Annotated in this window: 20 protein-coding genes, 1 tRNA gene, 1 other RNA gene and 1 other annotated feature; of the genes, 7 read left to right on the top strand and 15 right to left on the bottom strand. The window is 39.6% G+C overall.

Annotation, left to right across the window (positions count from 1 at the left end; genetic code table 11):
• Positions 1-306: 306 nt before the first annotated feature.
• From A6M13_RS09825 to ffs, 6 genes are all read right to left on the bottom strand, one after another.
• Positions 307-519 (bottom strand): YaaL family protein, encoded by a 213-nt coding sequence (locus A6M13_RS09825; protein WP_066545462.1) that lies wholly within the window; start codon positions 517-519, stop codon positions 307-309.
• Positions 520-534: 15 nt separating this feature from the next.
• Complete coding sequence (gene recR, locus A6M13_RS09820) at positions 535-1131, bottom strand: recombination mediator RecR (protein ID WP_066545460.1); 597 nt, start codon at positions 1129-1131, stop codon at positions 535-537.
• A gap of 23 nt (positions 1132-1154) precedes the next feature.
• Positions 1155-1469, bottom strand: a complete 315-nt coding sequence (locus tag A6M13_RS09815; RefSeq protein ID WP_066545458.1) for a YbaB/EbfC family nucleoid-associated protein — start codon at positions 1467-1469, stop codon at positions 1155-1157.
• A gap of 71 nt (positions 1470-1540) precedes the next feature.
• A complete protein-coding gene (gene dnaX, locus A6M13_RS09810) occupies positions 1541-3280 on the bottom strand; it encodes a DNA polymerase III subunit gamma/tau (protein WP_066545455.1) in 1740 nt (579 codons plus the stop codon).
• Positions 3281-3335: 55 nt separating this feature from the next.
• A complete protein-coding gene (locus tag A6M13_RS09805; protein WP_066545453.1) occupies positions 3336-3827 on the bottom strand; it encodes a hypothetical protein in 492 nt (163 codons plus the stop codon).
• Between the two features lie 82 nt (positions 3828-3909).
• Positions 3910-4176, bottom strand: an RNA gene (gene ffs / locus A6M13_RS09800) — signal recognition particle sRNA large type.
• Positions 4177-4504: 328 nt separating this feature from the next.
• Here ffs and A6M13_RS09795 point away from each other — a divergent pair.
• The 4 genes from A6M13_RS09795 (at position 4505) to A6M13_RS09780 (ending at position 8247) form a co-directional block, all read left to right on the top strand.
• Positions 4505-4597 (top strand) — tRNA-Ser (locus tag A6M13_RS09795).
• A 109-nt stretch (positions 4598-4706) separates the two neighbouring features.
• On the top strand, positions 4707-5972 hold the full coding sequence (locus A6M13_RS09790; protein WP_066545451.1) for an ATP-binding protein: 1266 nt from the start codon (positions 4707-4709) through the stop codon (positions 5970-5972).
• A gap of 3 nt (positions 5973-5975) precedes the next feature.
• Positions 5976-6863, top strand: a complete 888-nt coding sequence (locus tag A6M13_RS09785) for a DNA-binding domain-containing protein (RefSeq protein WP_066545449.1) — start codon at positions 5976-5978, stop codon at positions 6861-6863.
• Between the two features lie 100 nt (positions 6864-6963).
• Positions 6964-8247: a cation:dicarboxylate symporter family transporter gene (locus tag A6M13_RS09780; protein ID WP_066545446.1), complete on the top strand. Its 1284-nt coding sequence runs from the start codon at positions 6964-6966 to the stop codon at positions 8245-8247.
• A gap of 42 nt (positions 8248-8289) precedes the next feature.
• Here the strand turns inward: A6M13_RS09780 and A6M13_RS09775 are convergent, their stop codons facing one another.
• Entirely contained in the window at positions 8290-8898 is a 609-nt protein-coding gene (locus tag A6M13_RS09775) for an RraA family protein (protein WP_066545443.1), read from the bottom strand.
• A 273-nt stretch (positions 8899-9171) separates the two neighbouring features.
• On the opposite strand from A6M13_RS09775, the gene A6M13_RS09770 reads away from it, so the two are divergent.
• Positions 9172-9552, top strand: a complete 381-nt coding sequence (locus A6M13_RS09770) for a hypothetical protein (protein ID WP_066545441.1) — start codon at positions 9172-9174, stop codon at positions 9550-9552.
• Between the two features lie 207 nt (positions 9553-9759).
• On the opposite strand, the gene A6M13_RS09765 is transcribed toward A6M13_RS09770, so the two are convergent.
• From A6M13_RS09765 to A6M13_RS09755, 3 genes are all read right to left on the bottom strand, one after another.
• A complete protein-coding gene (locus A6M13_RS09765) occupies positions 9760-10305 on the bottom strand; it encodes an LOG family protein (RefSeq protein ID WP_066545439.1) in 546 nt (181 codons plus the stop codon).
• Positions 10306-10367: 62 nt separating this feature from the next.
• Positions 10368-11039: a deoxynucleoside kinase gene (locus A6M13_RS09760; RefSeq protein ID WP_066545431.1), complete on the bottom strand. Its 672-nt coding sequence runs from the start codon at positions 11037-11039 to the stop codon at positions 10368-10370.
• Positions 11039-11674, bottom strand: coding sequence for a deoxynucleoside kinase (locus tag A6M13_RS09755; protein WP_066545429.1), 636 nt, complete (start codon positions 11672-11674; stop codon positions 11039-11041). Before A6M13_RS09755 ends, A6M13_RS09760 begins: the two co-directional genes overlap by 1 nt.
• 150 nt (positions 11675-11824) lie before the next feature.
• Here A6M13_RS09755 and tadA point away from each other — a divergent pair, with 150 nt between their 5' ends.
• The gene (tadA, locus tag A6M13_RS09750; protein ID WP_066545427.1) at positions 11825-12331 is read left to right on the top strand and encodes a tRNA adenosine(34) deaminase TadA; all 507 of its coding nucleotides are present in this window, start codon (positions 11825-11827) and stop codon (positions 12329-12331) included.
• Positions 12332-12431: 100 nt separating this feature from the next.
• Here the strand turns inward: tadA and A6M13_RS09745 are convergent, their stop codons facing one another.
• The 3 genes from A6M13_RS09745 to serS all read right to left on the bottom strand — a co-directional run bounded on the left by A6M13_RS09745 (position 12432) and on the right by serS (position 15832).
• A complete protein-coding gene (locus A6M13_RS09745) occupies positions 12432-14009 on the bottom strand; it encodes an amidohydrolase (protein WP_066545425.1) in 1578 nt (525 codons plus the stop codon).
• Positions 14010-14453 (bottom strand): GNAT family N-acetyltransferase, encoded by a 444-nt coding sequence (locus A6M13_RS09740; RefSeq protein ID WP_066545423.1) that lies wholly within the window; start codon positions 14451-14453, stop codon positions 14010-14012.
• A gap of 86 nt (positions 14454-14539) precedes the next feature.
• The gene (serS, locus tag A6M13_RS09735; protein WP_066545422.1) at positions 14540-15832 is read right to left on the bottom strand and encodes a serine--tRNA ligase; all 1293 of its coding nucleotides are present in this window, start codon (positions 15830-15832) and stop codon (positions 14540-14542) included.
• Positions 15833-15928: 96 nt separating this feature from the next.
• Positions 15929-16145, bottom strand: a binding site (T-box leader).
• Between the two features lie 125 nt (positions 16146-16270).
• On the opposite strand from serS, the gene pdxR reads away from it, so the two are divergent.
• Positions 16271-17668: a MocR-like pyridoxine biosynthesis transcription factor PdxR gene (pdxR, locus tag A6M13_RS09730; RefSeq protein WP_211270308.1), complete on the top strand. Its 1398-nt coding sequence runs from the start codon at positions 16271-16273 to the stop codon at positions 17666-17668.
• Positions 17669-17698: 30 nt separating this feature from the next.
• Here pdxR and A6M13_RS09725 read toward each other — a convergent pair whose 3' ends face one another.
• Entirely contained in the window at positions 17699-19033 is a 1335-nt protein-coding gene (locus tag A6M13_RS09725; RefSeq protein ID WP_245669284.1) for a D-alanyl-D-alanine carboxypeptidase family protein, read from the bottom strand.
• A 129-nt stretch (positions 19034-19162) separates the two neighbouring features.
• The gene (guaB, locus tag A6M13_RS09720) at positions 19163-20626 is read right to left on the bottom strand and encodes an IMP dehydrogenase (protein WP_066545417.1); all 1464 of its coding nucleotides are present in this window, start codon (positions 20624-20626) and stop codon (positions 19163-19165) included.
• Between the last annotated feature and the right edge of the window lie 353 nt (positions 20627-20979).

The raw sequence follows: 20979 nt of genomic DNA, 5'->3' as shown, positions 1-20979 counted from the left end.
ATCAACGTTTGTTGTTCAGTTTTCAAGGTTCATGTTGCAGTCACATTAGCGACTCCATTTATATTAACACTTAACTTATTAAGTGTCAACACTTTTTTAAAATTCTTTTTCGTTGAAGCGATTCGATTTGTTTCGTTCGCGACAACTTCTTTATATTATCATCGTTCTAATTATCCGTCAATCACTTTTCTAAAAAAGTTTTCATTTTTTTAAAAGGCTGTGTTAGAGGCAATCTTACAATCCAGACAAGTAAAAATACTTTACACAATATAATAACCCTCCCATGATTTACAGGAGGGTTATTATTCACTTCAATAAAACTCGACGATGCCTTGCTTCCTTAAATAAATAAAAGTGAATACTTTCAGCCATCTTTATACGTGCTTGCATATCATCATCAAAATCATCAATAAGCTCCGCTAACACTTTTGATTGCTCAAAGTCGTCCTTTGTCGTTTTAATTAAACGCACAAGCTGGTCGTCAAATTCTTTTTTAATTTTAGGCTTTCGGAAAAACATCACATTGTTCCTCTCTTATAGCTCGCGACGACCTTCCAACGCCTTCGATAACGTTACTTCATCCGCGTACTCTAAATCTCCACCAACTGGTAGTCCGTGAGCAATACGTGTCGTACGAATACCTGAAGGCTTTACAAGACGCGAAATATACATCGCCGTTGCTTCACCTTCAATTGTAGGGTTCGTCGCTAAAATTAACTCTTGTACCGTTTCATCTTGTAAACGAACTAATAAAGACGATACATTAATATCTTCTGGGCCAATGCCATCCATCGGTGAGATTGCCCCGTGTAATACATGATACTTCCCGTTGTAATCACGCATTTTTTCAAGCGCGATAACATCTTTCGTATCCTGTACAACGCAAATCATCGAATCATCGCGTGATTTATCTGCACAAATATGACATGGATCTACATCTGTAATATGACCACACGTAGAGCAATAACCTAAGTTACGCTTTGCATCTACCAGTGCCTTTGAAAATGTTAATACCGTATCTTCTTTCATCGTTAAGACATGAAACGCCAGACGAGCTGCAGTTTTCGGCCCAATGCCTGGTAATTTCATAAAGCTTTCAATTAGCTTCGATATTGGTTCCGGATAATGCATAGTTGCATCCTCCTTTAATCAAGTTAGAATGGTAAATTCATACCTTGTGTGAATTTGCCCATTGTTGAAGCTGTTGTATCTTCAACTTTTTTCAGTGCATCGTTTGTTGCGATAATAATTAAATCTTGTAACATTTCGATATCTTCAGGGTCTACTACAGACTCATCTAATACTACGTCTAACACTTTACGCTCACCGTTCATTTTAACAGTAACCATACCGCCGCCCGCAACGCCTTCAAACTCTTGCTCGTTTAATGCGTTTTGTGCCTCCATCATTTCTTTTTGCATCTTTTGCATTTTTTTCATCATGCCTTGCATATTGCCCATTCCACGCATATTAAAATGCCTCCTTTAAAATAGATAAGTGTTTTTCACTATTATATAGAAGAAACACTCATTTTTTGAGTTTAGTCTTCAACAATCTCGATGAAATCTTTTCCGAATAAGTTTTCTGCTTCTACGATATGTGGTTCTTGTGATGCCACTTTTGTCTCGTCATCAATAAACGGCTGCGGCTGTTGTTCTTGCTCTTCGTCATCTTGTGCTTTTTTCGTTAAGCCATTATCACGAATAAACGCTTCACGAACAGATAGCCATTGGTCATTCGGAATACATAACATCTCTACATTCATGCCACTTAACGCCGCTAAATGTTGCGTCATCATCGCTACTAATGCATGATTATCTGCGACCATTTGACAATGAATATCATACTTGAATTTTACCACAAAAGCACTTGAAGATGCCGCTACAGGTTCAGCTTCTGCTAAAAGTGCAGAATGTGATTTTTGCAGCTGTTGCAAAATTTGTGCCCAGCTTGCTTTAATCGTTTGGATATTGTCTTTTGTCGCACCTTTTAACACTTCTGTAATACGTCCGACTGGCGCACGATATGCTGCATTCGCCGCTTTTTGACGCTGTTGTGGCGCTTGCTGTGGTGTATTTTGCTGCAGTGGCACACCTTGCTGAAGCTGCTGCATCAATTGCTGCACTTGTTGTTCTAAACGAGCGACTTTGTCGTTCATCAATGGGTCTACTGTCGCTGTGTTCCCTGCTACTTGCTGCGGTGCATGCGCCATTTTTAATAACGCTGTTTCTAAATAAATTTTCGTGTGATGTGAAAAGCGCATCTCTTGCTGTGTTTTTGCAAGTACATCAATATAATGGTACAACGTATCCTGCGCAAACGATTGTGCTAATTGTTCAAACTTGGGCTCGGGTGTAATAAGCTCCATTAAGTCATATAACTGTGCACCTGTTTGCATTAACAATAAATCACGGAAAAATGTAATGAAATCCTCTGAAATACGCAGAGGGTCTTTTCCATCTGCAATGAGTTGCTCTAACGTTGCCATAACGCTTGCAATATCCTTTTGATGGAGTGCCTCTGTCATGTCATAAAACACATCTTGCCCGATTGAACCAGTTACAAGTAATGCATCCTCAAGCTCCACTTTTTCACCGCTAAATGATACGACTTGGTCTAGTAAGCTTAATGCATCACGCATACCACCTGCTGCTGCTTGCGCAATAATTTTTAGCGCTGTTTCGTCATAAGGTAACGTAATATCTTCAAGGACTACTTGCATACGTTCTAAAATATCTTGTGACGATAAACGCTTAAAATCGAAGCGCTGACAACGTGAAATAATCGTTGCCGGTAGTTTATGTGGTTCCGTCGTTGCTAAAATAAATACGGCATGTGAAGGAGGTTCCTCTAATGTTTTTAATAGCGCATTAAATGCACTTGTGGATAACATGTGGACTTCATCAATAATATACACTTTAAAGCGTGCGCTTGCTGGAGCAAAACGCACCTTCTCAATAATTTCACGCATTTCTTCAACACGTGAATTTGATGCCGCATCAAATTCGATGACATCTGTATGAGACCCTTCTGTAATGCTCATACATGTTGCACATGTATTACATGGCTCATCTGTCGGTGCTTGCTCGCAGTTTAATGCTTTCGCAAAAATTTTCGCCGTACTTGTTTTTCCGGTACCACGAGGGCCTGAAAATAAATACGCATGCGTTGTTTTATTTGCTAGGAGAGCATTTTGCAATGTTCGTTTCACATGTGTTTGTCCAGACATATCACGGAATGACTGTGGTCGATACACACGATAAAATGCTTGATACGTCAACGATTTTTTCTCCCCTCTTAGTTAAAATCAATACTATCTATTATATATGAAGTTGTTACGTACGGCTAGGAAGTCGAAAGAGCCATGATACGATAAAGCTAATGACACCAACTATACACATGCCGATTAAAAATTTTTGCGTCTCAATCGCCCCGTCTGTAAATACGAGCCATTGTCGATAGCCATCAATGCTTGTCGCAAAATATAATAAAAAGCTGTATGACCATAAAATAATCAGACGATCTAACGTTACATCTCCACCATTCAAAAATGATGGCAAGTGCCATGTTTCTACTTTTCGCTCATCGATATTTAAAAAGCTCGCCAATCCTTTTTTTGAAAATAATGCATGCCCACCAAACATCGAACGCTTTACAATGCGATATGCTGGCATCGCTCCTAAAAGTGAGACACTAAATACCGCGATATCCACAACGTTAAACATTGTCCACACTGGCTGTTGATAAGCGCTCCAAAATTGACGCAATACAAATGTTATTAACAGACTCCAACAAATAATGTGGATACCTTTTTCAAATTTACGCATTATTGAGACTCCTTTATTGTGGATAACAATAAAAAAAGCACCCATCTATTCGATGGATGCTTTTGAATGTTCACGGTTAATACCGCGCACCTATTTCTGACAGCCGCACATAAGCGTTACTCCTGTCGCCAGCTCGGACCAGGCAACCCCACGGCACATGGGATGGATTACTTAATGCTGCTTCCTTCCGGACCTGACATGGTTCATAATGTCCCATTGCGCAGGACCCGGTCGTCAACACTACGTGCAGAAGGCAGACCAAACAATACGGACAGCCTCGAATAGGAATTCAGTCTTGCTAGAGCGGATTGCAAGTTACAGGGCACCGCTACCTCCCCACCTAGCACGGCATTTATAAGTATACTAATCACTCCGTCTTTTTGCAACAAAACGCACTACTTTTCTTAAAATTATTTTCCAAAAATAAATGACAAGATTTTATAACATATTAACAGGCTTAAGAATGGGGTCTGCCAACTATAAAATACGCGCGATTTACAGAGCGCTATATGCACGTATTTTATAATAAACAGCACTACTGCCATACATTGAACGACAACGTCTGTCGATATTCCTTCAAATGTAATCCATCGTTAAATTTTTTTACAAAAGTTATTGACCTACTTACCAATCCATGATAAATTATTTTTTGTTGAAAGCATTCAACCTTATATTTTGGAGGTATACCCAAGTCTGGCTGAAGGGATCGGTCTTGAAAACCGACAGGCGGGTAACACCGCGCGGGGGTTCGAATCCCTCTACCTCCTCCATTTTACTTATTCATCCACTACATGGTAGTGGATTTTTTTTATGCTTTTCGCCAACACTATATTATGATAGAGTATGTGAATTCATGATTTTTTTCGAGGAGGTGTGTAGATGCAACGCTTTAAAATCTATTCTCCACAATATCAAACCTTTTTTTGGGTAATGGCTACTGCTATTTTAACGACGGTTTTTAGCCAAGTCCATTTCATTCCTTTCCATGAAGGACATTTACGCTTTGGCTTAGGACCCGTCATTTTTTTATTGCTACTTTTAATACATCGTATTCCAGCGATTCCTACCGCATGTTTAATTGCTGTTAGTATTGTTGTGTCACGTGCCTCATTTTTAATTTTTATTGATGATATACCGATTATAGAGGCGATTATTCACTACATTCCAAGCGGGATTTACTATTTATTTTTTGGCATCTGTTTACAATTCATTCCGTTTGACCGTTTACAACAGCAACCTCTTTTTATCGGGTTACTCGTTTCCGCTGTAGACATTAGCAGCAATATCATTGAACATTTTATCGGTTATTTGATGCTTGCGGATCCGAAACTTACAATTTCTCAAATTTTAATGATTGTTGTTATTTGTTCAGGTCGTGCCTTTGCAGTGCTCGGCATTTATAGCGCTACGGTCATTCATACACAACAAAAGAAAATTGAAGAAATGCTATCGCTTGATTCTAGCCTTTATGTGGAATCCCTTTATTTACAAAAAGCGATGAATGAAATTGAGCAATTAACCGGAAAAAGCTATGAAATGTATCGCCTGTTGCAAGACAAACAATTAGGCACAGAAAGCCGACAAGCATTATTATTAGCACAGGAGATTCATGAGGTAAAAAAAGATACAGAACGAATTTTTGCTGGTATCACAAAAATGATGATGCATAAAGAGCACACCCATTATACGTTGCATGATATGCTTCATTTTGTAAGCACAGCAAATCAGCAACATGCCATTCTGTTAAGTAAAGATATCGCCATTCGTACAACAAGTAATAAAAATATGACGATGCTTCGCATTACACCGATGATGGCAATTTTAAATAATTTATTATCGAATGCTATTGAAGCCATTTCTGATTGTGGGACCATTGCACTTGATGTAGTTATTTCACCGGAGACAACAACATTTACAGTAACGGATGATGGGCCTGGGATTGCAGAAGATGTACAAGCGATTATGTTTGAACCCGGCTTTACGACAAAGTTTTCAACAGAGGGTGTTGCTTCAACAGGTATTGGCTTATCTCATGTAACTGAAATTTTACATCGTTTGGACGGCCAAATTTTCGTAACATCTCGTGCTGGCAATACACAATTTAAAATTGTTATACCAACAATATATATAAAGAAAGAGGAGTAATTTATGCGCTATTATATCGTTGATGATGACCGCGCGACACGCAAAATGCTTCAACAAATTATTGAACATGCTGGTCTTGGTACCGTTATTGGTGAAGCTGATAACGGTCAAGATGCTTTAGGACAAATCGTTCTGATTCAGCCTGATATTGTATTAATTGATTTATTAATGCCTCAGCTCGATGGTATTTCGACCGTAGAACAATTAAAGAAAACACATTTTGAAGGACAAGTTGTGATGATTTCACAAGTTGTCAATAAACATATGGTCGGCGATGCGTACGAGCACGGTATCGACTTTTTTATTCATAAGCCCATTAATAAAGTAGAAGTCGAATCTGTACTTCGTCGGATGAACGAACAATTCCATTTAAAAACATCACTTCGTGTCATTCGTCAATCGCTGACAAGCATTGACGAACAACAACGTCCTACCCCGCGTATGACGTTAAAGCATCAAGTGCAAACAATTTTAAATGACTTAGGCATTATTGGTGAAGTCGGTAGTAAAGATATTTTAAATATGATGGAAATTTTAGAAACAACACATGATACGATGACGCCACTACCTTCATTACGCGATTTATACGAACAAGTCGCAACACGTCAAAAAGACGAAAATCTATCACAATCCGACATTTTAAAGGATTCAAAAGCAATCGAACAACGCATTCGTCGTACCATTTTTGCGGCTATGGTCAACTTAGCTAACCTAGGTCTTGTTGACTATACTAGTACAGAATTTGAATATTATGCACCGCGTTACTTCGATTTCAGTGAAATTCGCTTACTTATGTCACAAATAAAAGAAAACAGAGAACAAAAAGTAAAAGTGAATTTAAAAAAATTCATCCAAGTATTGTTTATTGATGCACAATCAAAAATAAATTAAAGCTTTTTTTTATTACTTTTTGTAGGATTTTGTCATACCCCCTTACAATTTATCTATTATTAAAATTCTAAAAATTGAATAGTTTGGGGGAAATGACGACATGAAAAAGAAATTCAAAATTAGTCTTGCTTGGCAAATTCTAATCGGTCTTGTTCTTGGTGTTATCGTCGGTGCTGTTTTCTATCAAAATGAAAACGTAACCACTTATCTACAACCTCTTGGTACAATCTTTTTAAACTTAATTAAAATGATTGTTGTACCAATTATCGTATCGACATTAATCGTTGGTGTTGCTGGTACAGGCGACATGAAACAGCTAGGGCGCTTAGGCGGTAAAACAATTATTTACTTCGAGATTATTACAACAGTCGCTATCGTTGTAGGTATTCTTGCAGCAAACGTATTCCAACCAGGTGCTGGCATTAACATGAATGAATTACAACAAACGGACGTATCAAAATACGTTGATACAGCACACGCTGTAGAAAGCGAAGGTCCATTTGATGTGATCATTAACATCGTGCCAACGAACGTTGTAAGCGCGATGGCAGAAGGTAATATGTTAGCGATTATCTTCTTCTCAGTAATCTTCGGTTTAGGGGTTGCAGCAATTGGTGAGCGCGGTAAACCAGTACTTGCACTCGCACAAGGTGTTGCAGACGCCATGTTCTGGGTAACAAACGTTGTAATGAAGTTTGCACCAATCGGGGTATTCGGTTTAATCGCTGTAACGGTATCGACGTTCGGTTTAAGCTCATTAATTCCTTTAGGTAAGCTTGCTTTAGTAGTATACGGCGCCATGATTTTCTTCGTTATTGTTGTATTAGGCATTACAGCAAAAATCTTTGGTTTAAACATTTTCTCATTAATTAAGGTAATTAAAGACGAAATGATTTTAGCCTTCTCAACATCAAGTTCTGAAACAGTATTACCTCGTTTAATGGATAAAACAGAGCAAATGGGTTGTCCACGTGACATCGTATCGTTCGTAATTCCAACAGGTTACTCATTCAACCTTGATGGTTCAACACTTTACCAAGCAATCGCAGCAATCTTCATTGCACAAATGTATGGTATTAACTTATCAATCATGGAACAAATCACATTAATCTTAGTATTAATGATTACTTCTAAAGGTATTGCGGGTGTACCAGGCGTATCATTCGTAGTATTACTTGCAACATTAGGTTCTGTAGGTATTCCATTAGAAGGTTTAGCGTTCATCGCTGGTATTGACCGTATTCTTGATATGGCTCGTACAGCTGTAAACGTAGTTGGCAACACATTATCAGTATTTGTTATGTCTAAGTGGGAAAAACGCTTCGACCAAGCGAAATTTGATGCATATATGGCAGAGCATAAAGCAGCTGCACAAAAAGCATAATCAAACAAAAACGCAAAATCCGACGATGGATTTTGCGTTTTTTTATTTCACGACCTTTTGTAAATATGCTCGGATAGACGTTTCACCATCATGCAATGCCTCTTGTTCACGTAGCTCGTCTTTCTGAACCTTTTGCTCAGCCGCTTCGATTACCTTTTCAATATCTTCTTGTGGAATGACAATTACACCATCTGCATCTCCGACAATATAATCCCCTGGTGCAACCGCTACGCCACCGAGTGCAATCGGTACATTAACATGCCCACCGCCATGCTTATTCCCCGCTGCTACTGTCGTTCCTTTTGAAAATACAGCAAAACCAATATCAATTGCGGCTAGACTATCACGAATAACTCCATCCACAACAAACCCTTGTATCCCAACACCTTGTGCTAATTGCATGACAAAGTCTCCGGCTACTGCGCGGTTCGTATTTCCTTTCGCATCAATCACTAAAATATCCCCTGGCATTGCGCTCGCAATTGCCTCTAACACTGCGCCATTTTCACCATCTGGCAAACGTACCGTCACAGCACGACCTGCAATATGAAAATGTGGTGATAATGGTTTAATCGCAGCTTCAACATTTGTATACCCACCTGTTGCATCTGATAATGCGGTAGTCGGTAACTTGTGTAAACGTTCAATCATTCGCTCTCCCCCTTTTAACCATCATAAAAAAGAATGTGCTAAAAACATATGCCTATTCGTCGCCTCTATTCTGTTTTTATCGATAGAAAAGCCATCTTATCTAGGCAGTGATAAGATGGCTCCGTCCGGATAGCTTAAAAGGAAAAAATGTTAGTGGGTGTTCACTACAATTTCACTATAACAGTGCATTGTTAAGCTTATGTTTCACTTTTTTATAGATACATTAAAGATGCTATACTATTGAAACAAGGCTGTATAAAGTGAGGGATGAATATGATTAAAAACGGACTTGTAATCCAACATATTGATGAACAACAAGTAGCGACGTATTCACTGAAAGAAGGGGAATATACCGTAACCGCGCAAACACACGGAGGACTTGCCCCTACACTAAGTTACTTTTTAGATGGCGAAGATGTCACTGATGATATTCGTGCGCTGCGCTTCTCGCCAATTCCGCCACAAAGTTTTTTACCTGAATTTGAAGCCTTTCAAGCAATGCTTTACGAAAAAGAACAACATGCACTGCAGCAGCTTTATGACCAATATACAATTCGCCCTAAAAATATGACCGCAAAGCAACAAGTATTATGGAGCTTTGGTTTATTGCTCATTATTGCGCTTCCCATTTTCCTTGTGCTGTATTTTATGTAGCATTTGAACATCCAACACGTCTCACCTGCATTCACGCGCACAAGCTCACCACTTTTCGCTGCAGCATTTGTTTCCACAGTTTCGCGAAATGTATAACATGACACCCGTTATCACAAGTCTTACATTATGAGTGGCGACCATTATACTCGCCATTAGCTTATTACTATCATAAAAAAACCGCTTCTAGGCAAAAGAAGCGGTTTTTCATTATGCAATTTGCTGTGGTTGTAATAGTTCGAGTAATTGTTGCGGTGTTGTCACCACATGCAATAAATGATGCTGGTCTTCACGAATAAAGCCCTCGCTCATCATTTTCTCAAAATGCATAATTAACGCATCATAAAAGCCGTCCACATTTAGTAAAATAACAGGCTTTTGATGTAAATCAATTTGTGCCCATGTAAAAGCTTCAAAATACTCATCCATTGTGCCACATCCACCAGGAAGTGCTACAAGTGCATCGGCAAGCTCAATCATCTTCGCCTTGCGCGTATGCATTGAATCCACCAAATGCATTTCGGTTAACCCTATATGTGCAAGTTCACGCTGCTGTAAATGTGTTGGCATCACACCAATCACTTCACCATTATGTGCAAGTGCCGCATTCGCAAGTAAACCCATTAAGCCAATTTTCGAGCCACCATACACAATACTATGACCATGTTGCGCTAATGTTTGTCCAACGGCTATTGCTGTTTGTTGATAAATATCCTTCTTACCCATTTGTGAGCCACAATAAATTGCTACACGCATATTGTCACCTGCTTTATCATTTTACTTTTATTATAGCGATACTTTATGAAGCACGTGTTAAATTAAAATTTTTGGTAATGACTTGTTTGCTGAATCATATACCCAATACGTTCAACAATTTGCTCGATTTGCTCTGGGTTTTTCATTAAATCGTAATCATTAATATCTAAACGTAGTACCGGACAAGCATTGAAATCATTAATCCAGTTTTCATAGCGCCCGTGCATCTCGTACCAATAGTCATGTGGTGTTTGTTGCTCCATTTCACGACCACGCTCTTGAATACGTCCAATCACGTCGTCAGCTGGACCTTCTAAGTATACAAGTAATGTTGGGTGTGGGAAGTACGGTGTCATCACCATCGCATCAAATAAATTTGTATATGTTTCATAATCGACTGGGTCCATTGTGCCTTTATCATAATGCATTTTCGCAAAAATCCCCGTATCTTCATAAATCGAACGGTCTTGAATAAAGCCGCCACCATATTCAAAAATACGCTTCTGCTCTTTAAAACGCTCTGCTAAAAAGTACACTTGTAAATGGAAGCTCCATTTTTCAAAATCCTCATAAAACTTATCTAAGTAAGGGTTTGTGTCTACCTTTTCATAAGATGTACGGAAGTTTAATGCTCCCGCAAGCGCCTTTGTCATCGTTGATTTCCCAACGCCTACTGTCCCTGCAATCGTAATTACGGCATTTGCTGGGATGTTATATTTCTCTCGTAAATTCATTAGCCGATAATGCTCCTTTTCATTAATGTGTCCGAAATCGTTGCTAACACCTTTTGCAAATCATCAGGATTTTTCACAAAATCAAAGTCATCACCGTTAATGCGAATAACAGGGATTTCAGGGTGTTGCTGTTCAAACCGTTCGATAAAAATATGATAGTCGCTCACTAATTGCTCCATATAATCACGTGCAATTAAACGCTCAAATTCACGCCCACGCATCGCAATACGACTCATTAACGTATCAACGCTTGCATGCAAATAAATAACAACATTCGGCACCGGCATATCCGCCGTCAAAATGTTGTAAATGGCATCATATTTGTCATACTCCGAAGCTTGAAGTGTGCGTTTCGCAAAAATTAAATTTTTAAAAATATGATAGTCAGCAACCACTGCGCGCTGCTGATCTAAAATCGCATGGATATCCGTTAATTGTTTATAACGGTTACAAAGGAAGAACATTTCGGTTTGGAAGCTCCACTCTTCAATGTTGTCATAAAACTTTCCTAAAAACGGATTTTCATCTACAATTTCTTTTAGTAAATGGTACTGAAATGTGTCGGCAATCATGCTCGAAAGCGAGGTTTTTCCGACACCGATTGGACCTTCTACTGTAACAAACGGAACTGTCACAAGAAGTCCTCCTTTACCTCTAGTATAGTCAATGCCCTTAATTCTATCACAGCCACCTATCGAAAAACAGTAACTACTATCACCATTTTTCAATTCGTGAAAAAATGATGAACATGCTACACTAAGAACGAATAAGGAGTGTAAATAAATATGAACGAACATCACCATTTTATGAATGAAGCATTAAAAGAAGCGGAAAAAGCATATGCGCTTGGCGAAGTGCCGATTGGTGCGGTTATTGTATATGAAGGCGAAATTATCGGTCGTGCCCACAATTTACGTGAAACAACACAAAACGCTACAACGCACGCAGAACTCATGGCGATTCAGCAAGCATGTGACAAAATCGGCAGCTGGCGCTTAGAAGACACAACGCTCTATGTCACATTGGAGCCCTGTCCAATGTGCGCAGGCGCCATTTTACAATCACGCGTACCTAACGTCATCTATGGTGCACGGGACATCAAAGCAGGATGTGTTGATTCGCTTTACCGCCTCTTAAACGATAGCCGCTTCAATCATGAATGTCACGTAACAGAAGGCGTTCTCGCGGATGAATGTGGCAGTATTTTAACACGCTTTTTCCAAGAGCTACGCGCTCGTAAAAAAGCCGAAAAGCTCGCACGGAAATTAGCGGAACAGCAAGAAGAAGTTTGAGGTAAAACAAAGAGGTAGGAGAAATTTTGTCATGTCTCCTACCTCTTTTCTACTCTAGAAGTTACTGTCTATAGCTGACACACCCGTAAATTGTTCGCCTCTATTCTCTCGTATAAATACACACGCCATCTTTATATGTCGCAAGCGGCTTTACATGTAAAAGCACTTCTGTTGGCATCGTAAAAATATCATCTGCTAACACAACATAATCCGCACGATAGCCTTCCTTCAATTGACCAACTTGTGCAATACGTGTAAGGCGCTGTGCTTCTCTCGTATATAAATCGACCGCTTCCTTTACAGTAATACGCTGTTGCTGTCCTAAATCAACCCCGTCATACGACACACGATTTACTGCTGCATGCATCGTGACAAATGGATTCGCGGCTTCTGCCCAAGACGTTGCCGGTGCATCCGACGACAAAGCCGTTGGAATTTGATGCGCTAAAAATGATTTCACCGCATATAATTGCTGTGTTTTTTCTATCCCCAAGTTATCCACATAACTCTCTACTTCCGAAAACAAGAAAATCGGCTGTGGCACAAAGCCAATTTGATGTGTGGCAGCAAGTGCCAATGCTTTTTCAGATGGCATTGTCGCATGTTCAATACGAATCGCCGGTACATCACCAAGCCAATGTTCATTATCCACAACACTATCCACAACGAGGTCGATAGCACGGTCTCCCATCGCATGAACCGCCAACTGAATGCCTTTTTGTCGTGCTACATCTACCGCTTGCTGTATAACGGTTGGCGTCGTTGTTACAATGCCCGTTCCGTCACTCTGAAGAAATGGCTCGTATACATACGCTGTTTTCCCCGACACACTACCGTCCGCAAACAGCTTAATACCCGCGACGAACATTTGCGCAGCTGTGCATAAGTTTTCGGCTGCTAAAATATTCGTTTTTGACGCACTTTCTTGCCATAAATAATACAAGGCGACTTGCTGAGCAAAACCTTTTTCAGCTGCTTTTTGCAGCAATGTTAAATGGTCAAATGGTTCATGTGTTGCCATCATTTCCGTTAAGCTTGTTACGCCATAAGAAGCTAAAGTTTTCGACAATTCTAACAACTTATCCACAGTTTCTGCCTCACTATCCACAGGCATATATTGCAGCACTAAATGACGTGCATTTTCACGTAAAATTCCGGTCGGTTCACCGTGCGCATCACGGTCAATTTCACCGCCTTCAGGATTCGCTGTATCCCTAGTAATACCAGCGATTTCAAGCGCTTTACTATTCACTGAAATTAAGTGCGTACAAGAGCGAATGACAACGACTGGTTTTTCCGTTGAAACAGCATCTAAATCAGCACGTGTTAACATACGTTTATCCACAGTTTTCCCCTCATCGAAGCCCCACCCTTCATACCAGCCATTTTTCGGCTCATATGCACGTAATGCCGCGATAATTTCATCAATCGAGGACACAGCAGGCGGAAGACAAACAACTTTTCCAACAAGCTGTGCAAGCAGTATCGGATGCATATGTGCTTCAATAAAGCCAGGCACAATATAACGCGCTGATTCGTCGATAATGACCGCATCAGTTGCTGTGATTTCTTCTCTCTTACCAATCCATGTGATATATCCGTCTTCTACCATCATCGCTGTTGCTTGTGGCATTTGTGGATTAGCTGTGTATATGTTGGCATAAACAATCGTTTTCATCTAACTCTCCACCTTCTTCAAGCATTTCTCTAACACTATTTTGTGACGCCCTTTATGGTCTGTAAACGTATCAACAATATCAAAGCCTGACTTTAAATTTACGATTAGCATTTCCTTACGCTCATTTCGTGAATACGTACGTACCGCTTCGTATCCAAGCGATGTTAAAATACTGTGTTGCATATTCATTAACTGAATGGCAATTCCCTGTCTACGGTACGTAGGGTCTACGCCACCTAACCAGCTATAAAAAATACCTTGTTCTACCTCATAGCCGAACTTAAACGCCACAACTTGCTCATGTTCAATCGCTAACAGCGCTAAAAACTGTGGACGGTCCTGAAGCTTTGACGGCGATAACGGCTCACCAAATACATTTTCATGTACACGCTGTAAGCTCGCCATATATTTTTCTGGGATTTTGTGAAACTGTACATACTCCATCGGTCAACACTCCTCATTTGTGGATAACTTGTGGATAGGGAAAAAGCCATCTCACAGCTGTGAGATAGCTTCCATTACGACATGTATTATTTTGCTTCGATAACTTCAATGCCGCCCATATATGGCACTAACACAGCTGGTACTTTAATGCTGCCATCTGCTTGTTGATAGTTTTCGATAATTGCTGCTACTGTACGACCAATCGCTAAACCTGAACCGTTTAATGTGTGTACGTATTCTGGCTTACCATTTGCTTCACGACGGAAACGAATATTGGCACGACGCGCTTGGAAATCTTCAAAGTTTGAACAAGAAGAAATTTCACGGTACATATTTTGCGCTGGAATCCATACTTCTAAATCGTATTTCTTCGCAGCTGTAAAGCCTAAATCAGCTGTACACATTTTTAATTTACGGTACGGTAATTCAAGTAATTGTAATACCTTTTCCGCGTGGCCTGTTAATAACTCTAATTGCTCATAAGAATCTTCTGGTTTAACAAAGCGCACTAATTCCACTTTGTTAAACTGGTGCTGACGAATTAAACCACGTGTATCACGACCAGCTGAACCTGCTTCAGAGCGGAAGTTTGCAGAGTATGCCGCAAATGCTTGTGGTAATTGGTCTACTGATAAAATTTCGTCACGGTAATAGTTTGTGACTGGTACTTCTGCTGTTGGAATTAAGAAGAAGTCCATTTCATCCTCATCACGTACAATTTTAAAGACATCTTCTTCAAACTTCGGTAATTGACCAGTACCTGTTAAAGAATCACGGTTAACGATTTGTGGCGGTAACATTTCTGTATAGCCATGCTCATCTGCGTGTAAATCCATCATAAAGTTAATTAATGCGCGCTCTAAACGTGCCCCTAATCCTTTATAGAATAAGAAACGGCTACCCGCTACTTTTGCACCGCGCTCAAAGTCAACAATGTTTAAGTTCGCCACTAAATCCCAATGTGCTTGTACGTCGAAGTCAAACTGTGGCAATTCTCCCCATGTATATTCTTCTACGTTTGCATCCTCGTCATCACCAACTGGCACTGATTCATGTGGAATATTTGGTAAACGCATCATCATATATTTGAAGTTATCTTCTACCTCATTTAGCTCTGCATCTAACGCTTTAATGTCATCGCCAACTTGACGCATACGTGCGATTACTTCTGTTGCATCCTCTTTGTTACGCTTCATGACAGAAATCTGCTCTGACACTTTATTACGCTCTGCTTTTAACACTTCTGTTTTCGCGATTAACTCACGACGACGTGCATCTAGCTCCTCGAATTGATCAAAGTTCCCTAAGTCCTCATTTCGTGTCAACAACACTCGTTTTACTTCTTCATAGTTTTCTCTTACGCGTTTAATATCTAGCATAATATTTCATCCTCCTAAACAATATTTTACGATAATATACACAAAGTTTATTTTACTATATTTCTATAGAAAAACACAAAAAGCTCCCGTCCCCTAAAAAGGGACGAGAGCTACCCGCGTTGCCACCCTAATTGTTTAGACACGAATGCCTAAACCTCTTCTATCGTATAACGGCTTTTCAACCGGCAAATATCTACTATTAGTTCGATATCGCTACTCAAGGACGGATTCACAAGTGCTTTTATCAGCTTCCACCACCCGCTGACTCTCTAAAAAAAACGTGCTTGCTACTACTTCCTATCATCGTAATTGATTATAAAATTTAATCATACTGTACAACATCCACATTTATTTTGCAACAATTTCACGAGAACATTCAAGAATTTGTCGTGAAATATAGTATGATACATTCAACACAAAAAAAGGGATGTGATGATGTTGGATTTACTGTTATTTCAGCTCGACAAAACGGCAGCTACTCCACTATATGAACAGCTGTATGAAGCAATTAAGCACGCCATTATCGAACAGAAAATACCGCTCGGCTCAAAGCTACCATCAAAGCGAAAACTCGCTGATTTTTTAGCAATTAGTCAAACGACGATAGAGCTAGCATACGGGCAACTACTTGCAGAGGGCTATATTAGTACAAAACCGCGTGTTGGCTTCTTTGTGGAAGATTTAGAAAGCTTACCGATTATTACGAAACTTGTACCCCAGCCTGTAACAGCACCACCACAACAGCAAACATGGCGCTACTCCTTCCATCCAGGTAAAATCGATAGCAATCATTTTCCGTTCACAGCGTGGCGAAAATATGCAAAAGACATTTTTGATGAATCATCAAAGGAACTTTTATCGCTCGGTGACCCTCAAGGCGAGTATGCACTACGTGTTGAAATTGCACAATATTTATACCAATCACGTGGCATTCATTGTGACCCTGCACAAATCGTCATCGGCTCTGGTACTGAACAGCTTCTTCCAATTATTATGCGTCTGCTCGGTGATGACGCGCAGTTTGCAATTGAAAATCCAGGCTATTCAGCGATTCCACGCATTCATTTAGAGCATATTATTCCCATTCATGTGGATGAAGAAGGCTTACGCGTTGATGAACTTACAAACAGCGATGCTAACGTCGTATATGTTACACCGTCTCATCAATTCCCGACTGGTGCTGTCTTATCGGTCAATCGACGGACAAAATTATTAAAGTGGGCAAACGAAAAACAATACCGATATATTATTGAAGATGATTATGATAGTGAGTTTCGTTATATTGGAAAACCAATACCAGCGCTCTACGGATTAGACCAGAATAATAAAGTTATTTATTTAAGTACATTTACCAAATCATTAATGCCGTCGCTACGCGTTGCCTATGTCGTATTACCACCTTCGTTACTGCAAACATATCGTCAACTATTCAACTACTATAGCTGTACAGTACCACGTTTTGACCAGCATATTTTAGCACGATTCATGCAACATGGACATTTTGCACGCCATCTAAACCGCATGCGTAAACTATACCGTAAAAAGCACGACCGCCTAATTCATGCATTACAGCCGTATGGGCATGCCGTAACGGTATTTGGCGACCAAGCAGGCATGCATATTTTAATTTGCCTCAGAAGCCGCTATACTGAGCAACAGCTGAAGCAATTTGCTGATGATGCTCAAATTCAAGTATTCGCGCGCAGTGACTATTTTGTTTCACCGATTCCGTATAGCTCACCTGCGCTTCTCCTTGGCTTCGGCGATTTAGAGGAAAACAAGATTGAAGAAGCTGTTGATGCATTAATGCATAGTCTACATATACAAAAAGAGTGAACCATAATTGGTCCACTCTTTTTTTACATGTTAAAAGATACCGCCTACGAAGTCTGTAACGCCACCCCATAAGTTTTTAAAAAAGCTGCCGACACCTGCAAAGAATAACGAAATACCGCCTGCACGTTCAACATTCTCGGTCGTGACAACATCAACTGTTAAGTCGCCGCCTTCAATAAAGCCATAATCCTTACCTTCAGCATGCTCTAATACAATTTTCCCGACTACTGTGCCCTTTTCGACACCAGCTTCTAGCGCTTCTTCATCTAAAAATAATGTCGGTGTAAATTTGGCAACATCGTCTTTTGTTGTCATTAATGAAATCGCTTCTGCCGTTGCGATATTCACTGTATCAGCTTTCCCTTTAATCACGTCAATTGACTCATTACCCTCTACAACAAATCCAGCTGGTAATACTTCTTGTTCGCTAAACTGTGTAAAGCCGTAATCAAATAGCTTTTTCGTTGCGTCAAAACGTGCCTTATACGACCCCTCACCATTCGCATCCACAGCTTTCATCACAACTGCGATTAAACGTTGGTCATTGCGTACAGCCGTCCCTGTAAAGGAATGACCTGCAAAGTCTGTTGTACCTGTTTTTAAGCCGTCTACGCCTTCGTATTCATAAATAAGCCCTGGTAACATGAAGTTCCAGTTTTTCATTACAATCGCATCGCTTGTACCTTCACGGAATGTTTTCTCGGTAACTTTCGCTGTATCTAATACATCTGGATGCTCTTTTAATAAATGATAGGCAATTAATGCAATTGATGCAGCTGACATCATGTTTTCGCCATCTTCAGCTGTACCTTCTGGGTGATAGCCTTGTAAATCTTTATTATTTAAACCAGTCGAGTTTACAAATGTATAATCTGTAATCCCAAGCGATTCTACTTTTTTGCCCATTAACTCTAAAAATGCTTTTTCAGAGCCTGCAATTGTTTCTGCAATCGCTACTGTCGCTGCATTCGCAGAGTAAATTGCCATTGCCTCATATAACTCACGAATTGTATACGAGCCATCTTCACGTAACGGTACATTACTTAATGCACGTTTTTGTGAAATTGCATACGTATAATCCGTCACTTGATACTTCTGGTCCCAAGAAATGTCACCAGCTTTAATGGCATCTAATAAAATATATTCGGTAATCATTTTCGACATACTCGCTACGCCTAATGACTCATACCCGTTTTGTTCATACAAAATCTTACCTGTCGATGCGTCAATTAAAATAGCTGCATCTACTGTTAATCCTAAATCCGTTGCTGCTTGCGTCTTAGTTGCGGGTTGCACAAATAAGCTTAATAGTAACATAGGAATTAGAAGGATTTTAAACCATACTGCATTCCTTCTCGTTTTCACTACTCATTTCCCTCCATACATATCTTTTTCTTCAGCCATTTTAACATATTTCTATCCTGTTTGTTTAGAAACATAAAAAACACTGCATTTCGTCTTATTGGACGAAATGCAGTGTTAAAAGTTCTTGTATTACATTGAGTAGTTTGGTGCTTCTTTTGTGATTTGTACATCATGTGGATGTGACTCACGTAAGCCTGCGCCTGTCATACGGATAAATTGTGATTGCTCACGTAAAAATTCTAAGTTAGCTGCACCACAGTAACCCATACCAGCACGTACACCACCAACTAATTGATGAATTGTGTCTGCTAAAGGACCTTTGTAAGGAAGACGACCTTCAATTCCTTCAGGTACTAATTTCTTCGCGTCTTCTTGGAAGTAACGGTCTTTTGAACCTTTTTCCATTGCGCCAAGAGAACCCATACCGCGATATACTTTGAAACGACGACCTTGGAAAATTTCTGTGTCTCCAGGAGATTCAGAAGTACCTGCAAGTAATGAACCAAGCATTACTACGTGACCACCTGCTGCTAATGCTTTTACGATATCGCCTGAGTATTTAATACCACCATCAGCGATAATTGTTTTTCCTAATTCACGTGCAACTGATGCTGCATCGTATACTGCTGTAATTTGTGGAACACCAACACCTGCAACAACACGTGTTGTACAAATTGAACCAGGACCAATACCAACTTTAACAACGTCTGCACCAGCTTCAAATAATGCACGAGCACCATCTGCAGTTGCTACGTTACCAGCGATGATTGATAATGCTGGGTAAGCTGTGCGAATATCTTTAATTGTGTTTAATACGCCTTGTGAATGACCGTGTGCTGTATCAATAACGATAATGTCTACTTGTGCTTCTACTAACTTCGCAATACGAGGCATTGTGTCTTTTGATACACCAACTGCTGCACCTACTAATAAACGACCGTGGTCATCTTTTGCAGCGTTCGGGAACTCGATTACTTTTTCAATATCTTTAATTGTAATTAAACCTGATAATTTACCATCTTGGTCAACGATTGGTAACTTCTCGATTTTATGTTTTTGTAATAACTTTTCAGCTTCTTCTAATGTCGTACCTTCAGGAGCTGTAATTAAATCTTCTTTCGTCATTACATCATCAATTTTTAATGAATAATCTTCAATGAAGCGTAAGTCACGGTTTGTAATAATCCCCACTAACTTTTGCTCTTCCATTGTATTTACGATAGGAACACCCGAAATGCGATATTTACCCATTAAATGCTCAGCGTCAAATACTTGATGCTCTGGTGTTAAGAAGAATGGGTTTGTAATTACGCCATTTTCTGAACGCTTAACTTTTTCAACTTCCTCAGCTTGTTGTTCAATGCTCATGTTTTTGTGAATGATACCTAAACCGCCTTGACGTGCCATTGCAATTGCCATCTTTGCTTCTGTTACTGTATCCATCCCCGCGCTGATCATCGGAATGTTTAATTTGATTGTCTCTGTTAACTGTACTGATAGATCAACTTCTTTTGGTAACACCTCAGAGTGTGCTGGTACTAATAGCACGTCATCAAAAGTTAAACCCTCTTTAGCAAATTTTGTTTCCCACATTTCGAAAAATTCCTCCTATTTAAAAGAATATTATTGTAAGATTAACAATGACAAAGGTCAGTGTCAAGAACGTAAAAAAAGAAAGAGTATTGCAACTTTTCGCGCTTGTTTGATAAATGAATAGACAAGATAAATATTCTTTCACTTTTGTTGAATTTCATCCATTATATACGAACTTTTAAATATGACAAAAAGAAAAGGACTAGCAAAATGCTAGTCCTTTTCCCTGTTGTATGTCTCAAGGTTTATCCAATGAAAAGAATAAACAAACGAAAAATGAGACACGAACTAAATTCGTATCTCATTTTTTGCGAAGCGACGTCCTACTCTCACAGGGGGAAACCCCCAACTAC

The sequence above is a fragment of the Caryophanon tenue genome, assembly GCF_001700315.1.
Taxonomy (GTDB): domain Bacteria; phylum Bacillota; class Bacilli; order Bacillales_A; family Planococcaceae; genus Caryophanon; species Caryophanon tenue.
Note: the sequence above shows the minus strand (reverse complement) of the source record. Positions and strands in the feature narration are given on the sequence as shown.

What these genes read in the sequence shown, in the direction of transcription:
- A6M13_RS09825 (WP_066545462.1), bottom strand. Translation starts at nt 519, where the DNA reads ATGTTTTTCCGAAAGCCTAAAATTAAAAAAGAATTTGACGACCAGCTT.
- recR (WP_066545460.1), bottom strand. Translation starts at nt 1,131, where the DNA reads ATGCATTATCCGGAACCAATATCGAAGCTAATTGAAAGCTTTATGAAA.
- A6M13_RS09815 (WP_066545458.1), bottom strand. Translation starts at nt 1,469, where the DNA reads ATGCGTGGAATGGGCAATATGCAAGGCATGATGAAAAAAATGCAAAAG.
- A6M13_RS09805 (WP_066545453.1), bottom strand. Translation starts at nt 3,827, where the DNA reads ATGCGTAAATTTGAAAAAGGTATCCACATTATTTGTTGGAGTCTGTTA.
- A6M13_RS09790 (WP_066545451.1), top strand. Translation starts at nt 4,707, where the DNA reads ATGCAACGCTTTAAAATCTATTCTCCACAATATCAAACCTTTTTTTGG.
- A6M13_RS09785 (WP_066545449.1), top strand. Translation starts at nt 5,976, where the DNA reads ATGCGCTATTATATCGTTGATGATGACCGCGCGACACGCAAAATGCTT.
- A6M13_RS09780 (WP_066545446.1), top strand. Translation starts at nt 6,964, where the DNA reads ATGAAAAAGAAATTCAAAATTAGTCTTGCTTGGCAAATTCTAATCGGT.
- A6M13_RS09775 (WP_066545443.1), bottom strand. Translation starts at nt 8,898, where the DNA reads ATGATTGAACGTTTACACAAGTTACCGACTACCGCATTATCAGATGCA.
- A6M13_RS09770 (WP_066545441.1), top strand. Translation starts at nt 9,172, where the DNA reads ATGATTAAAAACGGACTTGTAATCCAACATATTGATGAACAACAAGTA.
- A6M13_RS09765 (WP_066545439.1), bottom strand. Translation starts at nt 10,305, where the DNA reads ATGCGTGTAGCAATTTATTGTGGCTCACAAATGGGTAAGAAGGATATT.
- A6M13_RS09760 (WP_066545431.1), bottom strand. Translation starts at nt 11,039, where the DNA reads ATGAATTTACGAGAGAAATATAACATCCCAGCAAATGCCGTAATTACG.
- tadA (WP_066545427.1), top strand. Translation starts at nt 11,825, where the DNA reads ATGAACGAACATCACCATTTTATGAATGAAGCATTAAAAGAAGCGGAA.
- A6M13_RS09745 (WP_066545425.1), bottom strand. Translation starts at nt 14,009, where the DNA reads ATGAAAACGATTGTTTATGCCAACATATACACAGCTAATCCACAAATG.
- A6M13_RS09740 (WP_066545423.1), bottom strand. Translation starts at nt 14,453, where the DNA reads ATGGAGTATGTACAGTTTCACAAAATCCCAGAAAAATATATGGCGAGC.
- serS (WP_066545422.1), bottom strand. Translation starts at nt 15,832, where the DNA reads ATGCTAGATATTAAACGCGTAAGAGAAAACTATGAAGAAGTAAAACGA.
- guaB (WP_066545417.1), bottom strand. Translation starts at nt 20,626, where the DNA reads ATGTGGGAAACAAAATTTGCTAAAGAGGGTTTAACTTTTGATGACGTG.